Raw genomic sequence first — 19,987 nt, 5'->3', positions numbered from 1 at the left:
AACCGGGGCTCCGCCCCGGACCCCGCTCCTCAAACGCCGGAGGGGCTGGAATTTGGGGCTCCGCCCTGGGGCCCGCTCCTCACACGCCGGGGGAGGGGCTGGGGGCAGGCTTCGGATGGCCTGCTCGGGGCCTAGCGGCGATGCTGCTCCTATGACTGACGTCGACGGGGGCGAGGGCGGGATCCGGGTGGCCTCGCCCGTGGGGCGGTGGGTCGTCCTGACCACCGTGCTCGGGTCCAGCATGGCTCTGCTCGACTCCACGGTCATCAACGTGGCCCTGCCCCGCATCGGTGACGACCTCGGCACCGATCTGGCCGCCCTCCAGTGGACCGTCAACGCCTACATGCTCACCCTCGCGGGGCTGATCCTGCTCGGGGGTGCGCTCGGGGACCGGTTCGGGCGGCGGCGGGTGTTCGTCGTGGGGGTGGTCTGGTTCGCCCTCGCCTCGCTGCTGTGCGGGATCGCGCCGAACGCGGAGGTGCTGGTCCTCGCGCGGGCCCTTCAGGGGGCCGGAGGTGCGCTGCTCACCCCCGGTTCGCTGGCCATCATCCAGGCGAGCTTCCACCCCGACGACCGGGCCCGTGCCGTGGGGCTCTGGTCCGGTCTTGGCGGGGTCGGGGCGGCGGTCGGGCCGTTCCTCGGCGGATGGCTGGTGGACGGGCCCGGCTGGCGGTGGGTGTTCCTGCTCAATCTGCCGCTCGCCGCGGTCTGCGTGCCCGTGGCCCTGCGGCATGTACCGGAGTCCCGGGACCCGGACGCCCACGGCCGGTTCGACGTCCTCGGCGCCGCCCTCGCCGCGCTGGCCCTCGCGCTGGTCACGTACGCGCTGATCGAGGTGCCGGAACAGGGCGCGTCCGTCATGGTGATCGGTGCGGCGCTCGGCGGTGTGGTCCTGGGGGCGGCGTTCGTACGGGTGGAGCGGCGCCGGGAGGATCCCATGGTGCCGCCGTCGATCTTCGCGTCCCGGCAGTTCACGGCCGTCAACATCGTCACGTTCTGTGTGTACGCGGCCCTCGGCGGGTTCTTCTTCCTGTCCGCGATCCAGCTCCAGGTGGTCGCCGGGTTCTCGGCGCTCGGCGCCGGCACCGCGCTGCTGCCCACCACGGTGCTGATGCTGCTCTTCTCCGCCTCCGCCGGTGACCTCGGACGGCGTATCGGGCCGCGGATCCCGCTCACCGTCGGCCCGCTGCTGGCCGCCGCCGGGATGCTCCTGATGCTGCGGGTCGGCCCCGGCGCCTCGTACCCGCTGGACGTCCTGCCCGCCGTGCTGGTGCTGGGCCTCGGCATGGTCACCCTGGTGGCGCCCCTCACCGCGACGGTGCTGGCCGCCGTGGACACCGGCCGGGCCGGGCTCGCCAGCGGCATCAACAACGCGGCGGCGCGGGCCGCCGGGCTGCTCGCGGTGGCCGCGCTCCCGCTGCTGGCCGGGATGGGCCCGGAGGCGTACCGCGACGCGGAGGAGTTCGCCTCGACGTTCCGGCGGGCCATGCCGATGTGCGCCGGTCTGCTGGTGGTGGGCGCCCTGATCGCCTTCCGGGCCGTACGGAAGGTTCCCGAGGCCGGGCGCGGGGCGCAGCCCGAGTGCACGATGCACTGCGGCGTCACCGCCCCGCCCTTGGAGCCTGAACGCCGGCCCAGGCACACTTGAGCCATGTCCATCCACGAGAACCTGCTCGGGGGCCCTGCCCCGACCCACCTGCCCGACGACCCGGAGCCGCGCGAACTGCTCGCCGGTGGCACGGCGCCCGCCGATGTGGCGGCGAAGTACCCCACGTCGTCGCTGGCCTGGGCGCAGCTCGCCGACGAGGCGTACGAGGCCGGCCGGGTCGTCGAGTCGTACGCGTACGCGCGCACCGGCTACCACCGCGGCCTCGACGCCCTGCGCCGCGCGGGCTGGAAGGGCCACGGCCCCGTCCCGTTCGAGCACGAGCCGAACCGCGGCTTCCTGCGCGCCCTGCACGCCCTCGCCCGGGCCGCGCAGGCGATCGGTGAGCAGGAGGAGTACGAGCGCTGCTCGTCCTTCCTGCGGGACTCCTCGCAGACCGCCGCCGACATCCTGGGCTGAGGCGACCTCGCCCTTCGGGCCCCGCGGGCCGTCGCCCGCGGGGCCCGACGCGTTCCGCGGATGGCCGTTAGGATGCCGAGCAGGGGACCGGAGCTCCACCACCTCAGAGGAAGGGGCGGACCGCTACCCGGAAGCTCGTGTCGAGGAGACAGCAATGTCGACGAACCACCCCGACCCCGAAGCCACCGGTGCGGAGACCCCGCACCTGGACTTCGCGGGAACGACCCCGTACGAGGACTACGTCCAGGCGGACGTCCTGACCCACCTCCAGCACCTGCGCTCGGACGATCCCGGCGAGATGGTCTTCCTGGTCACCACCCAGGTCATGGAGCTGTGGTTCACGGTCATCGTCCATGAGTGGGAGACGGCGGCGCACGCCCTGCGCGAGGACCGCATACCGGTCGCCCGGGACGCCCTGAAGCGCTCGCTGCGGGAGCTGGAGGCGCTGAACGCCTCCTGGAAGCCGCTCGCCGGCCTGACCCCCGCCCAGTTCAACTCCTACCGCGGATCCCTCGGCGAGGGATCCGGCTTCCAGTCGGCGATGTACCGCCGGATGGAGTTCCTGCTGGGCGACAAGTCCGCCTCCATGCTCGTGCCGCACCGGGGCGCGCCCCGCGTCCACGCCGAGCTGGAGAAGGCGCTCCACGAGCCCGGACTGTACGACGAGACGCTCGCCCTGCTCGCCCGGCGCGGGTACGCCGTGCCGCAGTCGGTGCTGGAGCGGGACCTCTCGCAGAAGTACGAGCCGTCCCCCGCGGTCGAGGCCGTCTGGGCGGAGATCTACGCCGACGCCGACCAGAACGCCGAGCTCGTACGGCTGGGCGAGGTGCTGACCGACGTCGGCGAGCTGGTGTGGCGCTGGCGCAACGACCATCTGACCGCGACCCGCCGGGCGATGGGTTCGAAGACCGGCACCGGCGGGTCCGCCGGGGTCGCCTGGCTGGAGAAGCGGGCCACCAAGAGCGTGTTCCCCGAGCTGTGGACGGCGCGTAGTCATGTCTGACTTCAAGGAGCGCGCCGAGGCGCTCGACACCGCCGACGAACTGGCCGCCCTGCGCGATCTGTTCACCCTCGACGACACCGTCTACCTCGACGGCAACTCGCTGGGGGCGCTGCCCCGCCACGTCCCCGCCCGGATGCAGGACGTCATCGCCCGTCAGTGGGGCTCGCTGCGCATCCGCTCCTGGGACGAGAGCGGCTGGTGGACCGCGCCCGAGCGGATCGGCGACCGCATCGCCCCGCTGGTCGGGGCGGCCGCCGGACAGATCGTGGTGGGCGACTCCACCAGCGTGAACGTCTTCAAGGCGGTCGTCGCCGCGACCCGTCTCGCGGGCGACGGGCGTGACGAGATCCTGGTCGACGCGTCGACCTTCCCCACCGACGGGTACATCGCCGCGTCGGCGGCCCGGATGACCGGCCACCGCCTCGTCCCGGTGGCTCCGGCCGATGTGCGGGCCGCGCTCGGCCCCCGTACGGCCGCCGTCCTCCTGAACCACGTGGACTACCGCTCGGGCAGGCTCCACGACCTGCCCGGTCTCACCGCCGCCGTCCACGGGGCGGGGGCCCTCGCCGTCTGGGACCTGTGCCACAGCGCGGGCGCCCTGCCCGTGGGCCTCGACGCGCACGGCGTCGACCTGGCCGTCGGCTGTACGTACAAGTACCTCAACGGCGGGCCCGGTTCGCCGGCCTACCTGTACGTCGCCGAGCGCCACCAGGAGGCCTTCGACTCCCCGCTGCCGGGTTGGACCTCGCACGCCGACCCGTTCGCGATGACCCCCGGATACACCCCCGCGGAAGGCTCCGTACGGGGCAGGGTCGGCACCCCGGACATCCTGTCCATGCTGGCCCTGGAGGCGTCGCTGGACGTCTGGGACGGGGTCTCGGTGGACGCCGTGCGGGCCAAGTCCCTGGCGCTGACGGACTTCTTCCTGGAGTGCGTCGCCGCGTACGTCCCCGAGGGCCGGGTCACCCCGGTCACCCCGGCCGCCCACGCGGAGCGCGGCAGCCAGGTCTCGCTGCGCTGCGAGGACGCGGAGGAGACGGAGCGGGTGATGGGCGCGCTCGTCGAGCGCGGTGTGGTCGGCGACCTGCGCCGCCCGGACATCCTGCGCTTCGGTTTCACCCCGCTTTACGTCGGTTTCGCCGACGCGGAGCGGGCGGCGCGGATCCTCGCCGAGGTGCTGGCGGTCTGAGCGAGGCCGTCGTGTGACGGCGCGTCATGACCCCTCCGCCGCCGTGCGGGTCCACACTCCGGGCCCGTGCGGCGGCGGTCCGCCTTACTGGTACCGTCCCCGCAGGTCGGTCCAGTTGGGCACGGGCCCAGGACGGTTGGAGCAGCATGTCGGATTCTGCCGCGCGCGAGCGTGACGCCGCCGAGACCGAGTCGGCGCTCGGGCACCCGGTGGTCGCCCCCGACGGGTCCGCGGCCTACGGGAGCCACCCCGACCAGGTGATCGACTTCTTCGCGCCGAGGGACGGCCGCACCGGCGTGCCCCTCGTGGTCCTGCTGCACGGCGGGGCCTGGCGGGCGCCGTACGACCGGCAGCACGTGTCGCCGTTCGCGGACTTCCTCGCGCGGCGCGGTTTCGCCGTCGCCAGCGTCGAGTACCGGCGCGGCGGGGAGATCCCGCAGCAGGGCGCGGCCGGGCCCGTCGCGGGCCGCTGGCCCGAGACCTTCGACGACGTGGCTGCCGCGATGGACGCGCTTCCGGCGCTCGCCGCCCGGGAGCTGCCGGGCGCGGATCTGCGCAAGACCGTGGTCACCGGGCACTCGGCGGGCGGGCAGCTCGCCCTGTGGGCGGCCGCCCGGCATGTGCTCCCCGAGGGGTCGCCGTGGCGGCTGTCCGCCGCTCCGCCGCTGCGCGGGGTGGTCGCACTGGCGCCGATCGGGGACTTCGCGAGCGCCGTGGAGCTGGACGTCTGCTCGGGCGCGCTGAACCAGCTGCTGGGCGGCGCGGACGACTTCGAGGCGCGGAGCGCGCACGTCGACCCGGCGCTGCTGCTGCCGACCGGGATCGCGACGGCCGTCGTGCAGGGCGCGGACGACATCACCGTGCCGCAGGCCGTGACGGAGGCGTTCGTGGACGCCGCGGCGAAGGCCGGCGAGATGGTGGGGCTGACCCTGCTGGACGGAGTGGGGCACTTCCCGCTGATCGACCCGTCCGCGGACGCCTGCGCCGTGGTGGCCGAGGAGCTCGCCCAGCTGGCCTGGTAGTACTTGCGACGGACCCCGAAGGATCCGTATCACTGCTGACGACCGGGGGCGCGGCCGCGCCTACCGTGTAAGCGTGACCGAGACGAAGACACGAAGCCCGGAGCACCGGGTGGCAGCCGGGGCGATAGAAGGCCTGCGGCAGGACCTGTTCCAGAACGTGCTCGACTACCGCCCGCTGAGCCCGCTGGGCACGGACGGGCCGGTGATCCGGCGCCTGCCGAGGAGTTTCCGGAAGGGCGTCGTCTGGTTCCCCCACGCGGTGGTGGGCGCGGTCGCGCTGATCTCGCTGATGGAGGGCGTCTTCTCGGCGAACACCTACTCGCCGTTCGGGATAGGCACCGTCATCACCGCCTTCCTGCCGGCCGTGGCGCTGATGATGACGCTGGTCCGCCCCGTCCTCGCGTTCTGGGTGTCGATCGCGATCACCCCCCTGGTGGCGGCGACGAGCAGCGACTGGCCGTGGGGGGCGAGCGCCTTCGCCTGCCACCTCGGCGTGCTGGTCGTGGTCGCGGCGCGGACCCGGCCGCGTACCGCCGCCTGGATGTGGCTGATCACGCTGTTCGTCGGGAGCGCACTGGGGAACTTCGCCGCCGCCTACTCCTCCAGCACCGAGGCCATGGCCGTCGCCTCCGCGCTGGCCCTGCTCCTCGTCGCACTGGTGCAGGTACGCCGTGACGCCCAGCGGGAGGTGACCGTGCAGCGCACCGTCACCGCCGTGGAGCGCGACCGGCGCACGCTGCTGGAGGAGCGCACCACGATCGCCCGTGAGCTGCACGACGTCGTCGCCCACCACATGTCGGTCGTCGCCATCCAGGCCGAGGCCGCCCCGTACCGGGTGGAGAATCCGCCGCCCGAGCTGGAGCAGGCGTTCGTCACCATCCGGGAGAACGCCGTCGCCGCGCTCACCGAGCTGCGCCGCGTCCTCGGCGTCGTCCGTGCGGAGGACTACGAGGCGCCGGACGCCCCGCAGCCCACCCTCGCCGAGATCGACCGGCTGCTGGACAACGTCCGGGAGGCGGGGCTGGAGACGGAGAAGACGGTCACCGGGGCGGTGCGGGAGCTTCCGCAGGGCGTCGAGCTGTCGGCGTACCGGATCGTCCAGGAGGCGCTGAGCAACACGCTCCGGCACGCGCCGGGAGCCGCCGCCAAGGTGGAGCTCGGCTATGTGCTGGGCGGGCTCGGGGTGCGGGTCGTGAACGGCCCCGCGCGGGGACTGGTCAAGCCGTCGCCGGGTGCCGGGCACGGGATCACGGGGATGCGGGAGCGGGTCGCGATGCTGGACGGGGAGATGACGGCGGGGTCGACGCAGGACGGCGGTTACGAGGTCGCCGTGTTCCTGCCCGTGCCGGCGCAGCGCTCCGAGGCGGAGGACGGTGAGGGCGCGTGACCGAGTCGCCCATCCGGGTCCTGATCGTCGACGACCAGATGATGGTCCGCGAGGGTTTCTCCGTCCTGCTCAACGCGATGCCGGGCATCGAGGTCGTCGGCGAGGCCGTCGACGGCCGGCAGGCCGTCTCGCAGGTCGCCGCGCTCCGGCCCGACGTGGTCCTGATGGACATCCGCATGCCGGAGCTCAACGGCATCGAGGCCACCCGGGAGATCGTCGCCGCCGACGCGGACGCCAAGGTGCTCGTCCTGACCACGTTCGACCTCGACGAGTACGTGTACCAGGCCCTGCGGGCCGGGGCCTCCGGCTTCCTGCTGAAGGACGCCTCGGCGCGGCAGCTCGCCGAGGGCGTACGGGTGGTGGCGTCCGGTGAGGCGCTGCTCGCCCCGACGGTGACCCGGCGGCTGATCACCGAGTTCTCGAAGATCGCCGAGTCGCCGAGGCCGCCCGCCATGTCCAGGATCGGTGAACTCACCGAGCGGGAGACGGAGGTGCTCGTGCTGATCGCCCAGGGGCTGTCGAACCTGGAGATCGCCTCGCACCTGGTGGTCGCCGAGTCGACCATCAAGACCCACGTCAGCCGCGTCCTGGTGAAGCTGGGGCTGCGGGACCGGACCCAGGCCGCCGTGTTCGCGTACGAGGCGAGGCTCGTCACGCCCGGATAGCGTCTGCTCATGCACGTGTCCTTCGACCCCTGGTCCCCGGCGTTCGTCGCCGACCCGTACCCCGCCTACGCCGCGCTGCGCGCCACCGGCCGGGCGCACTACTTCGAGCCGACGCGGCAGTGGCTCGTCCCGCACTACTCCGATGTGTCCGGGCTGCTGCGCGACCGGCGGCTGGGGCGGACGTATCTGCACCGCTTCAGCCACGACGAGTTCGGTGTCAGCGCGCCGCCCGCCGCCCACGAGCCGTTCCACACGCTCAACGGGCACGGGATCCTCGACCTGGAGGCCCCCGACCACACCCGGATCCGGCGGCTGGTCGCCAAGGCGTTCACGCCCCGGCGGGTCGAGGCTCTCGCCCCGACCGTGGAGCGGCTGGCCGCGGCCCTCGTCGACGACTTCGTCGACGCGGGCGGCGGCGATCTGCTGACGGCGGTCGCCGAGCCGCTGCCGGTGGCCGTCATCGCCGAGATGCTCGGTGTCCCGGAGGCCGACCGGGCGCTGCTGCGGCCGTGGTCGGCGGCGATCTGCGGGATGTTCGAGCTGAACCCGCCGGAGGAGACCGCGCGGGCCGCCGTCCAGGCGTCCGTCGAGTTCTCCGGCTATCTGCGCGAGCTGATCGCCGCACGGCGCGCGGACCCGGGGACGGACCTGATCTCCGGGCTCATCGCCGCCCATGACGACGAGGACCGGCTGACGGAGCAGGAGATCATCTCCACCTGTGTGCTGCTGCTCAACGCGGGGCACGAGGCGACCGTCAACGCCACCGCCAACAGCTGGTGGATGCTCTTCCGGCACCCCGAGCAGCTGGCCGCCCTCCGGGCCGACCACAGTCTGCTGCCGACCGCGGTGGAGGAACTGCTGCGCTACGACACCCCGGTGCCCATGTTCGCGCGGTGGGTCCTGGACGACATCGAGATCGACGGGACCGTCATCCCGCGCGGGGCGCAGGTCGCCCTGCTCTTCGCATCGGCCAACCGCGACCCGGAGCGCTTCGCCGACGCGGAGACGCTGGACCTGTCCCGGCAGGACAACCCGCACATCTCGTTCGGCGCGGGCATCCACTACTGCCTGGGCGCCCCGCTGGCCCGCCTCGAACTCGCCGCCTCGTTCAGTGAGTTGCTGCGCCGTGCGCCCGGGATGCGGCTGACGGCGGAGCCGCAGTGGAAGCCGGGTTACGTGATCCGGGGGCTGCGGGAGCTACAGGTGGAGGTGTGAGCCGAGGGACCGTACGTACGCGGGGTCCAGCTGGTCGGCCCAGACGTACAGTCCCACCGCGTACAGGAGCGTGACGCCCACGGCCGCCGCCGCGGCGATCATGACCAGGCTGCCGCGCCCCACGCTCCGGCGGAGGAGCCGGACCGTCAGCAGCCAGACGGCGACCGGGAGCACGCCCGCGGCGAGGACGACGAAGGGGAGCTCCGTCCACAGGACGGAGAGATCCTCGCCCTCCCCCTCGAAGCCGCCGCCCATGTGGATGCCGGTGCGCCGGGACGAGCTCCACACGACGAGGGCGATGACGGCCGAGAGGATGGCCGGAACCCATGCGGCCTTCGCCGGGTTCTCCTGGGTGTCCGTCTGTTCCATGCCCACCAGGACGTGCTCCCGGCCGTACCCGGTTCCCCTACTTGCACTCCAGGTCGCGGCGCCGGAAGCCCTCCAGGCCCAGCCACAGCAGCCCGGCCGCGACCAGGGTGAGGACCGCCGACGGCGTCCAGTTCATCCCGGCGGACGGCAGCTGGGGCACATGGCCGAAGGGCGACACGTTCTTCGTCCAGCCGGGGAACCGGAGCAGCGGGCCCAGGTAGCCGGCCACGAACGCGTACACCGGGACCGCCCACGCGGCCTGGGCCGCCCGGGGCAGCCAGCCGAACAGGACCGCGGCGACCCCGGTGGTGACCCACAGCGCCGGTGCGTAGGCGAGCGCCGCACCCGTCAGGGAGAGCACCAGGCCGGAGTCGCCGGCCGAGGCCGCCCCCGCGACGCCGATGCCGAGCCCGGCGAGGAGCAGCAGGAGCGTGCCGCCCGCCAGCGCGACCGCGAGATGGCTGCCCGCCCAGCGGGCACGGGACAGCCCGGTCGCCAGGAGGGGTTCGGCGCGGCCCGCGTTCTCCTCGGACCGGGGGCGCAGGGCGGCCATCACGACGTACACCGAGGCGACGACGGCGAGGACCACCATCACCATGGAGGCGAAGGACTCGGCCATCGTCCCGCCGGTCTTCCGCAGCGCCTCCTGGATCGGGTCGATGTCCTTCAGCATCTCGTCGGCCTGCCCGAGGATCGACCCGTACATCGCCCCCATCAGGAACACGCCCGCCCCGAAGCCGGCGAGCATCGAGCGGTGCAGCCGCAGCGCGAAGCCCAGCGGCCGGGTGAGTGCGCCGGAGGCCACCGGGCTGCCGGTCCTGGGGGCCCGGAGACCCGCGCCAACGTCACGACGGGTCGACAGGACGAAGCCGGCGCCGGCGCAGAGCACGGCGAGCACCAGGCAGAGCAGCAGGGGCCACCACCGGTCGTCCACGTAGACGTAGGTCCGCTGGACCCAGCCGATGGGGGAGAGCCAGGAGAGCGCGTCGTCGCCGCCCGCGTCCCCGGCGGCCCGCAGCACATAGGCGAGGCCGACGACGGCGAGGGCCGTTCCGGACGCACCCCGGGTCTGGGCGGTGATCTGGGCGGTCACCGCGGCGACGCAGGCGAAGACGATGCCCACGGCGGCGTGCGAGGCCCCGTAGAGCAGCGAGCCCCCGGCGCCGAGGCCCATCGCTCCGAGGCCGACGGCCAGGAGCAGGGCCAGGACCAGGTTGGCGAGCACCGCGACGGACAGCGCGGCGGCCAGATGCGCGTGCCGTCCGACGACGGTGGAGCGGACCAGTTCGGCGCGGTTGGTCTCCTCCTCGTCGCGGGTGTGCCGGGTGACGGTGAGGATGCTCATGAGGGCGACCAGGACGGCCATGAAGCCGAGCATCTGGTGGCCCGTCATCGCCCCGAAGCCATAGGCGTCGAGGTAGTGGCGGGGGCCGGTCATGGCGAGTCCGGCCGGGCTGTCCATCGTGGCGGCGACGGAGGCACGGTCCTCCGGACCGGCGTACAGCGTGCGGTAGTTGCCCACGGTGGAGAGCGTGCAGAGGAACAGGGCGAGGATCCATACGGGGAGCCTCACGCGGTCGCGCCGCAGGCCGAAGGCGATCAGGGTGCGGGTGCCGGCCAGCACCCCGGCGGCGGTCACGGCGCGGGCCGGTGCGGGCGCCCTGGTGGCGGTGGTCGCGGCGCTCATCGTGCGCCCCCGCGGGTGTGGGTGCCGCCGGTGTCCCCGTGGCGGTTGGCGGCGAGCTCGTCGCCGTAGTGGCGGAGCATCAGCTCCTCCAGGGTCGGCGGATGGCTGATCAGGCTGCGTACGCCGAATCCGGCGAGCTCGCGCACGGCGGTGTCGAGGTGGCCGCCGTCCACGGCGAACCGCACCCGGCCTCCGGCACCCTCGGCGGTGACCTCCACGGAGTGCACCCCGGGCAGCCGGTCGAGCCCGGCGGCGGGCCGGTCGGTCTCGGCCTCGATGGTCGTACGCGTCAGATGGCGCAGCTCGCTCAGCGACCCGGACTGCACGGTCCTGCCGAGCCGGATGATGCTGACCCGGTCGGCGAGCTTCTCCACCTGGGCCAGGATGTGGCTGGAGAGGAGCACGGTCCTGCCCGCGGCCTTCGCCTCCAGGATCACGTCCTGGAAGACGACCTCCATGAGGGGGTCGAGTCCGGAGGTCGGCTCGTCCAGGAGCAGCAGCTCCGCGTCGGAGGCCAGCGCGGCGACGATGGCGACCTTCTGGCGGTTGCCCTTCGAGTAGGCGCGCCCCTTCTTCGTCGGGTCGAGGCCGAAGCGCTCGGTCAGCTCGTCGCGGCGCCGCTTGTCCGCCCCGCCGCGCAGCCGCGAGAGCAGGTCGATGGCCTCGCCGCCGGTGAGGCCCGGCCACAGCTCCACGTCGCCGGGCACATAGGCCAGGTGCCGGTGCAGCTCCACGGCGTCGTGCCACGGGTCCTTCCCGAGCAGCTGCGCCGCACCCGAATCGGCGCGGAGCAGGCCCAGCAGGACTCGGATGGTGGTGGACTTCCCGGCGCCGTTGGGCCCGAGGAAGCCGTGGACCTCGCCCGCTTCCACGGTGAGGTCGAGTCCGTCCAGTGCGTGTGTCCGTCCGAACGACTTGTGCAGTCCGGACACGGTGATCGCCTTCGTGGTCATGTTTCTGAACGTACGCGACGTTCACAAAGTTGTGAAGTTAAGGAAGCGTATAAAGTTGGACCGTGATCGGAGCAGGGGAGGCGTCGGAGGCCATGACCAGCGGGACCGGGGAATCCGGGAGGACGGGCGAGGGCGCGGGCGCCGGCCGCGACGAGGAGGCGGTGTCGCGGTTCGTCGAGCGCTTCGCGGCCGAGATGACGGAGGCGGGGATGCAGCGGATGGCCGCGCGCGTCTTCGCGGCACTCCTCGCGGACGACGACGGCTCCATGACCTCGGCGGACCTCGGCCGGCAGCTGCGGATCAGCCCGGCCGCGGTGTCGGGCGCGATCAACTACCTCACCCAGGTCAGCATGGTCGGCCGCGAACGCGACCCCGGCTCACGCCGCGACCGCTACCGCCTGCACGACGAGATCTGGTACGCCACCTTCGCCAACCGGGACCAGGTGCTGACCCGCTGGGAGCGCACGCTGAAGGACGGCGCACGCTCCCTCGGCGAGGACACCCCGGCGGGCGCGCGCCTCGCCGAGACGGCGGAGTTCTTCGCGTTCATGCAGGCGGAGCTGGTCGGCGTCCTGGACCGGTGGCACGAGCACCGCACCTCCAGGCGGTGAGACCGCCGGCGGCCGGGCCTCAGGCGCCGGCCGCCGGGAGCACCAGCCCCCAGGCATCCGCGCGTACGGTCCAGGTGCGGGTCCTCACGGGGCCCGCGACCTGTATGTCCGCGCGGTAGCGGAAGTCCGGGCCGGAGACCGTGACCGCCTTGGCCTCCGCCGTGTGCGTCCCGCCGGACGCCGTGTGGACGACCACGTCGGCCAGCCCTCCGTCGCCCTGCGCGGTCACCGAGACGCCCTCGACCGGCCGGTCCAGGTCGTTCAGCAGGACCCCGTCCGCCTCGACCCGCAGCCGGTGGGACCGGGAGGGGCCGGAGGGCGAGGGCGGGGCCGGGCGGACCAGCGACGCCACGAGGGTGCGGCAGGTGTCCCACACCGTGTGGGGCTGGCCCGGTGTGGGCCAGGCCGCCGGGATGCGCAGCTCGCCGAGGACCACGCCGTCGCTGTCGTCGACGAGCAGGTCCAGCCGGCGCACGGCCCCGCCGAGCGCGGTGCGCGCCGCCGCGACCGCGCCCCGGGGCACGCCGAGCGCATGGGCCAGTTCCAGCGTGTGCGCCGCGCCGACCGGGATCAGGGAGAGCGCGCTGTCGGCCAGCTCCCGCTCCCGGTGCAGCTGGGACACCGCCCGCAGCAGCGCGTGGTCGTCGCCGACGACGACCGGACGCCTGGAGCCCCGCCGGTGCAGGGCTCTGGCGAACTCGTCGGGGCCGTCCGGAAGGCAGATCTTGGCCTGCGCGCCGGCGCCCAGCACATCCTTCGCGATGCGCACGGACTCGCCGTCGTAGCGGCGGGCAAGGGGGTCGATGAGCACGAGTAGCTGGTGGTCGCCGTCGCCGGGGGGCTCTGCAGCCGACACCTCGGTCCTTCCTCGGGTAGCATCTTGGTGCAAGAGCCCCTTGCGCTATTGCGCCAGGGGCTTCGTCTATTCCGGGGCACCCGGTTCGACGGCTCAGGCTTTGCCGTACATCGTCGTACGGCAGGTACGACCTTTACGTACGCCCCCTGACCTTGGACATGCCCCGCCCGGAAGGGGTGTACGCCTGTGCCCGCACTTGTGCTGCTCGGTGCTCAGTGGGGTGACGAGGGCAAGGGGAAGGCCACCGACCTCCTCGGTGGATCCGTTGACTATGTGGTGCGTTACCAGGGCGGCAACAATGCCGGCCACACGGTCGTCGTAGGCGACCAGAAGTACGCACTGCATCTCCTCCCCTCCGGAATCCTGTCGCCGGGGTGTACTCCGGTCATCGGGAACGGTGTCGTCGTCGACCCGGCGGTCCTGCTCTCCGAGCTGAGCGGTCTGAACGAGCGAGGCGTCGACACGTCCAAGCTCCTGATCAGCGGCAACGCTCATTTGATCACTCCGTACAACGTCACCGTCGACAAGGTGACGGAACGCTTCCTCGGGAAGCGCAAGATCGGTACGACCGGGCGCGGCATCGGCCCGACGTACGCCGACAAGATCAACCGGGTCGGCATCCGCGTCCAGGACCTCTACGACGAGTCGATCCTGGAGCAGAAGGTCGAGGCGGCGCTGGAGCAGAAGAACCAGCTCCTGGCCAAGGTCTTCAACCGGCGCGCGATCGAGTCCGGCAAGATCGTGGAGGAGATGCTCCAGTACGCGGAGCAGATCAAGCCGTACGTCGCCGACACGACGCTGATCCTGAACAACGCCATCGACGACGGCAAGGTCGTGCTCTTCGAGGGCGGCCAGGGCACCCTGCTGGACGTCGACCACGGCACGTACCCCTTCGTCACCTCGTCGAACCCGACCGCGGGCGGCGCCTGCACCGGATCCGGCGTGGGCCCGACGAAGATCAGCCGGGTCATCGGCATCCTCAAGGCCTACACCACCCGCGTCGGTGCCGGACCCTTCCCGACCGAACTTCTCGACGAGGACGGCGAGGCGCTGCGCAGGATCGGTGGCGAGCGCGGTGTCACCACCGGCCGTGACCGCCGCTGCGGCTGGTTCGACGCCCCGATCGCGCGGTACGCGACCCGGGTCAACGGCCTCACCGACTTCTTCCTCACCAAGCTGGACGTGCTGACCGGCTGGGAGCAGATCCCGGTGTGCGTGGCGTACGAGATCGACGGCAAGCGCGTCGAGGAGCTCCCGTACAGCCAGACCGACTTCCACCACGCGAAGCCGGTCTACGAGATGCTGCCGGGCTGGTCCGAGGACATCACGAAGGCCAAGACCTTCTCCGACCTGCCGAAGAACGCGCAGGCCTACGTGAAGGCGCTGGAGGAGATGTCCGGCGCCCCGATCTCCGCGATCGGTGTCGGCCCCGGCCGTACCGAGACCATCGAGATCAACTCCTTCCTCTAGGGGACCCGCAGGAGATACCGACGGAGCGGCCGGACCTTCCCCCGTGGAAGGTCCGGCCGCTCCGTCGTGTGCGCTCCCGTGGGCCCGTCAGGGCAGCTGGCGGAGGAACGCGACCACGAACAGCGCCCCGGCCGCGCAGCAGACGAGCACCGCCGGCAGCACCCAGCCCGGCCTGCGCTCCCCGCGCAGCGGCGCCGTCAGCCGCTCGTGCAGACCGGTGATCCCGTACAGCGCGGCCACCGTGGCCACCACGCAGGGAGTGGCGACGGCGAAGTGCGCGAGCCAGGCCCCCGCCCTGCTGGGGCCGCCCCAGGAGTGGTCGTAGGGGCCCTGGTCCACGAGCCCGTAGAACAGTCCGCGGGCCACGGCCAGCAGGAGCACGCCGGCCAGGACCAGGGAGAGCGCGCCCAGCAGCACGGTCGCCAGGGCGTGCCCGGCCACGCGTACCGCTCCCGGACGCGGCACCTCCGGGCCCGCCCCCACCCGCAGCAGGGAGCGTCCGGAGCCGCCGCGGCCCGCGGTGGCCGCGGCGAACGCGGCCGCCCCGCGGGGCAGCAGGGTGACCGCGTCCCAGGCGCGGCGGACGACGCGGCGGGCGGGTGCGGACGGGGAGCGGCGCGGGCGTGTGGTGGTCATGGGCGCGGATGCTAGGAGCCGGTCCGGGCGGTCGGCCAGATACCGGGGTGCTGTTCCCGCCCCCTACCGGAGTAGGGGTCAGCCCACCCCGCAGAGCCGCATGCCCTTGGGGGTGGCGCAGGGCAGGTGCCCGCTGGTCCGCATGATCTCCTCGCCGTAGTTGTCCACGTAGTTGAGGAAGCCGGCCACCAGGGAGTCGGCGGGCGGTGACCCGTAGGTGTAGGCGTACTCGATCTCCCGGTACGGATAGCTGCTGCTGCCGATCGTGTCGACGGAGGGGACGGTGCCGTCGATGGCCGTCCGGTGCGCCCCGTCGGGCACGTCGCCGTTGCGCAGCTCGGTGTAGCCGATCGCGCCGTCCAGCCGGGCGACCTCGGCCAGGACCTGGTCCGTGCCGTCGAGTTCGCAGCGGAGGACCGGGGCGTCGGCGTAGTCCTTGGTGGTGCAGTCGCGCGAGGACGTGGCGGGCTCGCTGCCGTTCAGGACACGGCGCTGGAACACCTCACGGGTACCGGAGTTGGCGTCCCGGCTGACGAGCCTGATCTCCAGGTCGGGGCCGCCCCCGATCTCGTTCCAGTTGCGGATGTCGCCGCGGTAGATCCGTCCGATCTGGTCGAGGGAGAGGTCGGTGACCGGCACCGTGTCGTTGACGACGAGGGAGAACAGCGAGATCGCGACCCGCTTCTCGTGCAGCTCGGTGAGCGCGGCCGGCCTGGGGCCGTCGGAGAAGGCGATCATGGCGGGCGAACCGGACGGTCCGGCCTTGCCGCCCACGGCGTCGAGCTTCCGCACCCCGGCGTTGCTGCCATGGATGTCCAGAACGATCTCCGCACCCTCGCACTCGTCCTCGTACGTACGCTCCAGCTCCTCCAGGACGGGCTTGAACGCCGTGGAGCCGGTGACCGTGAGGGTGCCCCTGGCGCAGTCCATCGTCGGCGGGGAGTCGTCCCGTACGACGATGATGCCCGCGAGCGCGACGACGCAGACGGTGAGCGCGACGGTGATGCTCCTGGCGGCAGGGCCGAACAGCGGGGGCTTCTCGTCGGGGCGGGCGGCCTTGTTCCGCGCCACGACACCGTCCCGGATGCCTCCGGTGACCTTGATGGGGCCGCCCACGTGCGAACCGGTGAGCAGGACCAGGAGCTTGAAGTGCTCGTTGCGGTTGAGCGGGACGCGCGGCAGCCGGATGAACGAGCCGTGGTGCCGCATCCCGGCGGCCGGGGTGAAGTGGTCCATCAGGTGGTCGGCGTCCGGCGAATGGGTCACGGCGATCCCGCGGACGGTCCGCCCGGTGAACTCCGCCGTGAGCCCGTTGAGTTCACCGCGTCCGGTGTAGTCCTCGTCGCCGATCGACTGCGAGCCGTCGTTCTCGATGCGCAGCAGGACGAGCGTGGCGTCGGCCATGTCCGCGGTCTCGTTGAACAGGCCCAGCCGCACATTGGCCCGGCCCTCGCTGACCTCGCTGCCGATCGGGGTGTCCATCTGCACGCGGTAGCCGATGCGCTTGCGGCGCGGGACGCGGCGTTCGTACCAGAGCACGCCCGCCGACGTCAGGACGCCCAGGAGGGCGGTGAGGACGGCGACGACGTTCTCGGGGCTGAACCACTCCATGGTCCTCGCGCTCCCTCGGGGGTGCGGTGTGCCGGATGGCGTCACGGTACGGCCGGGGACCGTGGGGAGGGGGAGCCTCCGGATTCCTTCCGGTGAAGTTCGCCTTTCGTTCAATATGCCTACGCGGAAGGGGAGTTGGGCGATGGGTGGAATGGGGCGAGTTCTGGTCTAGACCTTGACAGGTCCAGACCATCGACGCTTGAGTGGCCCCAACCCCCCATGGCGGCGCTCGCCCGGTGCGGGCGCCGCGCCCGAAGGAGAGTTCACGTGGCCAAACGTGTCATGAGCCTGATTGCCGCGCTGGGCGCGGTCATCGCGACGTTCGTCTTCCTCCCCGCCTCCACGGCGTCGGCCGCCGCGTGCGCCCCGGCCTGGAACGCCTCCTCGGTCTACACGGGCGGCGGCTCGGCCTCGTACGAGGGGCACAACTGGTCCGCGAAGTGGTGGACCCAGAACGAGCGGCCCGGTACGGCCGACGTCTGGGCCGACCAGGGCAGCTGCGGCTCCGGCGGCGGTACGGACCCGGGGGTGCCGGACCCCTCGGGCTTCCTGGTGAGCGAGTCCCAGTTCAACCAGATGTTCCCGAACCGGAATTCGTTCTACACCTACAGCGGCCTCACCGCCGCCCTGAGTGCCTACCCCGGCTTCGCCAACACCGGCAGCGACACGGTCAAGAAGCAGGAGGCGGCGGCGTTCCTCGCCAACGTCAGCCACGAGACCGGCGGTCTGGTGCACATCGTGGAGCAGAACACCGCCAACTACCCGCACTACTGCGACACCAGCCAGTCCTACGGCTGCCCGGCCGGCCAGGCCGCCTACTACGGCCGCGGCCCGATCCAGCTCAGCTGGAACTTCAACTACAAGGCCGCCGGTGACGCGCTCGGCATCGACCTGCTCGGCAACCCCTGGCAGGTCGAGCAGAACGCGTCCGTGGCCTGGAAGACCGGCCTCTGGTACTGGAACACCCAGAGCGGCCCCGGCACCATGACGCCGCACAACGCCATTGTCAACGGCGCCGGCTTCGGTGAGACGATCCGCTCGATCAACGGCAGCATCGAGTGCAACGGCGGCAACCCGGCGCAGGTCCAGAGCCGCATCAACACCTACCAGGCGTTCGTCCAGATCCTCGGAACCACACCCGGCTCGAACCTGAGCTGCTGAACCCGGCCCCACCCCGGGGAGAAGGGGGCGCGTACGGCTGCGGCCGGGCGCGCCCCCGATTCGTGTACGGGGGCGGGCGGTTGGCAGGATCATGGCCCATGGACACGGAAAACGCCGGTACTCCTCCCGCGACCACCGAGGCCCGCCTCGCCCTGATCGACAGCGTCCTCGCCCTGCCCTTCCCGCCGGGGGAGGAGAGCGAGGACAGCGGCGTACGCAGCAGCGGTCCCGGACACCATCTGCTGATCCTGCGGGCGAGCCAGGACTTCTGGGACGACCGGTCGCCCGAGGTCGTCGAACCCGCCGAGCAGGAGATCGAGACGGAGTTCAGCGCGCTGGCGACCGCGCTGAGCGAGCGGTGGGGCGAGCCGGAGACCGTCGACCTCTGGCCGTATCTGGAGGGGGACGACGACGCCGAGGGCGAGGGTGTCGCCCCGGAGCCCCTGGGGCAGCTCTGCCAGCTGGCGGGGAGCATGCAGGTCTGGCGTGTGCCCGGGGGCACGCGCTGGCTCGGCCTCGCCGTGGGGCAGGCCGATCCGGAGTTCCCCATCTGGCTGCTGGCCGCCGTCGGCGGGTCGGCGACGCTCCCGGGGCACTGAACGGCATACGGCCCCCGGGGCCCGGGGGAGCGCGCCCGAACGGTCGAAGCGGCGCGCCGGGTACGAGGTTCGGAGCAGCGCGGTGGGTACGGGCTCCGGAGCAGCGGCGGGGTTCGAGGTTCAGGGCAGCGCGGCCGGTTTCGAGGTCAGAGCAGCGGCGGCTTCACGGACATCAGCAGATGCTGGTGGGTGGCCGTCCCGGTCTCCTCCCCTCCGGTGACCATGGCGCGCTGCCCCGGCCCCATCAGCTTCATCCGGACCGTGTCCTCCTCGAAGGAGGACAGCGCGTCCATCAGATACGCGGGGTTGAAGGCCACGGCCATCTCCACGGCCGAGGCCGAGACCGCGGGCAGCCGCTGCGAGGCCACGTCGTCCTCGAACCCCGCCTGGAGCAGAACCGAGCCCTCCGGTCCGGCGGAGAACGTCATCTGGAGCGGGCTGCCGCCGTCCGCCACGACGGAGACCCGCTTGACGGCCTCCACCAGACGGGCCCGGTCCAGCTCCACGACGGCGGGGTCCGTCAGCGCGAACAGCTTGTCGTGACGCGGGAGCCGGCCGTCCAGCAGACGCACCGTCGTACGCGTCCCGGCGTGCTCGAACCCGGCCGATCCGCCGTCCACCGCGACATCGACCTGCCCGGACCCGCCGAGCGACCGGGCGATCTCGGCCAGCCGGCGGGCCGACACCACGACATCGGCCGCCACCTCGGGTGCGGTCGCCTTGAACGGCAGGGTGCGCACCGCGAAGCGGTACCGGTCCGTCGCCGCCAGGGTCATCGTGGTGCCGTCGAGACCTATACGGATCCCGGTGAGCGTCGGAAGGGTGTCGTCCCGCCCCGCCGCCACCGCCACCTGGGCGACCGCCGTGGCGAACTCCCCCGCGTCCACCGCCCCGCGGACCTCCGGCAGCGGCGGCAGCGCCGGGTAGTCGTCGAGGGGGAGGACCGAGAGGCCGAAGCGGGAGCCGTCACCGACGACCGTGAAACGCGAGCCCTCCAGGGCGCACTCCACGGGCCCCTCGGGCAGCACCTTGCAGATGTCGAGCAGCCGCCGCCCCATGACCAGCACCTTCCCGGGCCGGACGGTGTGCGCCTCCGTCTCGACACGGGAGGAGGCCTCGAAGTCCAGGCCCGACACACGGAGCCGGCCGGCGTCGGCGACGAGGAGGAGCCCGCCGAGGACTGGGACGGGCGAGCGCGCGGGGAGCACCCGGGCCGCCCGCGCGACGGCATCGGTCAGTGCGCCACGCTCGATGCGGAATTCCACGGCAGGGGGCCTCTCGTCCGGCGTACGTCACGGTCGAGAACCACGCTAGGCGGCACCACTGACAGTGGCCGCGGACCGACGACAGCGACCACCCCCGTGAGCCGCTGCCGCCGTGTCGTCCGGACGTCCCCCGACGTCCTCGGGAACTGGATCCGGGACGTCCTGACGTCCCCCGACGTCCCCCGAAACGTCCCGGAACACGCTGGGGACTTTAGGCGGACGG

19 protein-coding genes are annotated in these 19,987 nt (G+C 72.5%); 12 read left to right on the top strand and 7 right to left on the bottom strand.

Annotation, left to right across the window (positions count from 1 at the left end; genetic code table 11):
- The first annotated feature begins 151 nt into the window (after window positions 1-151).
- The 8 genes from JKV81_RS13480 to JKV81_RS13445 all read left to right on the top strand — a co-directional run bounded on the left by JKV81_RS13480 (window position 152) and on the right by JKV81_RS13445 (window position 8,546).
- Window positions 152-1,648, top strand: coding sequence for a DHA2 family efflux MFS transporter permease subunit (locus JKV81_RS13480; protein WP_202076052.1), 1,497 nt, complete (start codon window positions 152-154; stop codon window positions 1,646-1,648).
- Window positions 1,649-1,651: 3 nt separating this feature from the next.
- Entirely contained in the window at window positions 1,652-2,065 is a 414-nt protein-coding gene (locus JKV81_RS13475; protein ID WP_099173450.1) for a DUF3151 domain-containing protein, read from the top strand.
- Between the two features lie 154 nt (window positions 2,066-2,219).
- The gene (locus tag JKV81_RS13470; protein WP_099173451.1) at window positions 2,220-3,068 is read left to right on the top strand and encodes a tryptophan 2,3-dioxygenase family protein; all 849 of its coding nucleotides are present in this window, start codon (window positions 2,220-2,222) and stop codon (window positions 3,066-3,068) included.
- Window positions 3,061-4,257, top strand: a complete 1,197-nt coding sequence (gene kynU, locus JKV81_RS13465; protein ID WP_202076050.1) for a kynureninase — start codon at window positions 3,061-3,063, stop codon at window positions 4,255-4,257. Before JKV81_RS13470 ends, kynU begins: the two co-directional genes overlap by 8 nt.
- 146 nt (window positions 4,258-4,403) lie before the next feature.
- The gene (locus tag JKV81_RS13460) at window positions 4,404-5,279 is read left to right on the top strand and encodes an alpha/beta hydrolase (RefSeq protein ID WP_129264457.1); all 876 of its coding nucleotides are present in this window, start codon (window positions 4,404-4,406) and stop codon (window positions 5,277-5,279) included.
- A 73-nt stretch (window positions 5,280-5,352) separates the two neighbouring features.
- Window positions 5,353-6,666, top strand: a complete 1,314-nt coding sequence (locus tag JKV81_RS13455; protein ID WP_129264456.1) for a sensor histidine kinase — start codon at window positions 5,353-5,355, stop codon at window positions 6,664-6,666.
- Window positions 6,663-7,331: a response regulator gene (locus tag JKV81_RS13450; protein ID WP_124277728.1), complete on the top strand. Its 669-nt coding sequence runs from the start codon at window positions 6,663-6,665 to the stop codon at window positions 7,329-7,331. The genes JKV81_RS13455 and JKV81_RS13450 overlap by 4 nt, the downstream gene beginning before the upstream one ends.
- Before the next feature lie 9 nt (window positions 7,332-7,340).
- Entirely contained in the window at window positions 7,341-8,546 is a 1,206-nt protein-coding gene (locus JKV81_RS13445) for a cytochrome P450 (protein ID WP_202076048.1), read from the top strand.
- Here the strand turns inward: JKV81_RS13445 and JKV81_RS13440 are convergent.
- From JKV81_RS13440 to JKV81_RS13430, 3 genes are read right to left on the bottom strand one after another with little or no spacing between them, the layout of a single operon-like run.
- Entirely contained in the window at window positions 8,529-8,915 is a 387-nt protein-coding gene (locus tag JKV81_RS13440) for a hypothetical protein (RefSeq protein ID WP_129264454.1), read from the bottom strand. The genes JKV81_RS13445 and JKV81_RS13440 overlap by 18 nt on opposite strands.
- Window positions 8,916-8,952: 37 nt before the next feature.
- A complete protein-coding gene (locus JKV81_RS13435) occupies window positions 8,953-10,602 on the bottom strand; it encodes an ABC transporter permease (RefSeq protein WP_202076046.1) in 1,650 nt (549 codons plus the stop codon).
- Complete coding sequence (locus tag JKV81_RS13430; RefSeq protein ID WP_202076045.1) at window positions 10,599-11,555, bottom strand: ABC transporter ATP-binding protein; 957 nt, start codon at window positions 11,553-11,555, stop codon at window positions 10,599-10,601. Before JKV81_RS13430 ends, JKV81_RS13435 begins: the two co-directional genes overlap by 4 nt.
- 92 nt (window positions 11,556-11,647) lie before the next feature.
- Between JKV81_RS13430 and JKV81_RS13425 the strand changes: the two genes are divergently transcribed.
- Window positions 11,648-12,166, top strand: coding sequence for a GbsR/MarR family transcriptional regulator (locus tag JKV81_RS13425; protein WP_129267051.1), 519 nt, complete (start codon window positions 11,648-11,650; stop codon window positions 12,164-12,166).
- Window positions 12,167-12,185: 19 nt separating this feature from the next.
- Here the strand turns inward: JKV81_RS13425 and JKV81_RS13420 are convergent, their stop codons facing one another.
- Window positions 12,186-13,022: a diacylglycerol kinase family protein gene (locus JKV81_RS13420; RefSeq protein ID WP_202076040.1), complete on the bottom strand. Its 837-nt coding sequence runs from the start codon at window positions 13,020-13,022 to the stop codon at window positions 12,186-12,188.
- Window positions 13,023-13,208: 186 nt separating this feature from the next.
- Between JKV81_RS13420 and JKV81_RS13415 the strand changes: the two genes are divergently transcribed.
- Window positions 13,209-14,492 carry an adenylosuccinate synthase gene (locus JKV81_RS13415; RefSeq protein ID WP_107489917.1) on the top strand — a complete coding sequence of 428 codons (1,284 nt, stop codon included), beginning with the start codon at window positions 13,209-13,211 and terminating at the stop codon, window positions 14,490-14,492.
- 87 nt (window positions 14,493-14,579) lie between these two features.
- Here JKV81_RS13415 and JKV81_RS13410 read toward each other — a convergent pair whose 3' ends face one another.
- Window positions 14,580-15,128 carry a hypothetical protein gene (locus JKV81_RS13410; RefSeq protein ID WP_202076038.1) on the bottom strand — a complete coding sequence of 183 codons (549 nt, stop codon included), beginning with the start codon at window positions 15,126-15,128 and terminating at the stop codon, window positions 14,580-14,582.
- 78 nt (window positions 15,129-15,206) lie between these two features.
- Window positions 15,207-16,739 (bottom strand): PstS family phosphate ABC transporter substrate-binding protein, encoded by a 1,533-nt coding sequence (locus JKV81_RS13405; protein WP_202076036.1) that lies wholly within the window; start codon window positions 16,737-16,739, stop codon window positions 15,207-15,209.
- Window positions 16,740-17,006: 267 nt separating this feature from the next.
- Between JKV81_RS13405 and JKV81_RS13400 the strand changes: the two genes are divergently transcribed.
- Both JKV81_RS13400 and JKV81_RS13395 read left to right on the top strand, forming a co-directional pair.
- Window positions 17,007-17,900, top strand: a complete 894-nt coding sequence (locus JKV81_RS13400; protein ID WP_099173464.1) for a glycoside hydrolase family 19 protein — start codon at window positions 17,007-17,009, stop codon at window positions 17,898-17,900.
- Window positions 17,901-17,998: 98 nt separating this feature from the next.
- Window positions 17,999-18,499, top strand: a complete 501-nt coding sequence (locus JKV81_RS13395) for a hypothetical protein (RefSeq protein ID WP_202076034.1) — start codon at window positions 17,999-18,001, stop codon at window positions 18,497-18,499.
- A 146-nt stretch (window positions 18,500-18,645) separates the two neighbouring features.
- Here the strand turns inward: JKV81_RS13395 and dnaN are convergent, their stop codons facing one another.
- On the bottom strand, window positions 18,646-19,764 hold the full coding sequence (dnaN, locus tag JKV81_RS13390; protein WP_202076032.1) for a DNA polymerase III subunit beta: 1,119 nt from the start codon (window positions 19,762-19,764) through the stop codon (window positions 18,646-18,648).
- Window positions 19,765-19,987 lie beyond the last annotated feature (223 nt).

Source organism: Streptomyces silvae (assembly GCF_016745505.1).
Lineage (GTDB): Bacteria > Actinomycetota > Actinomycetes > Streptomycetales > Streptomycetaceae > Streptomyces > Streptomyces silvae.
The sequence above is the reverse complement of the archived record's forward strand: the minus strand, read 5'-3'. Positions and strand labels throughout refer to the sequence as shown.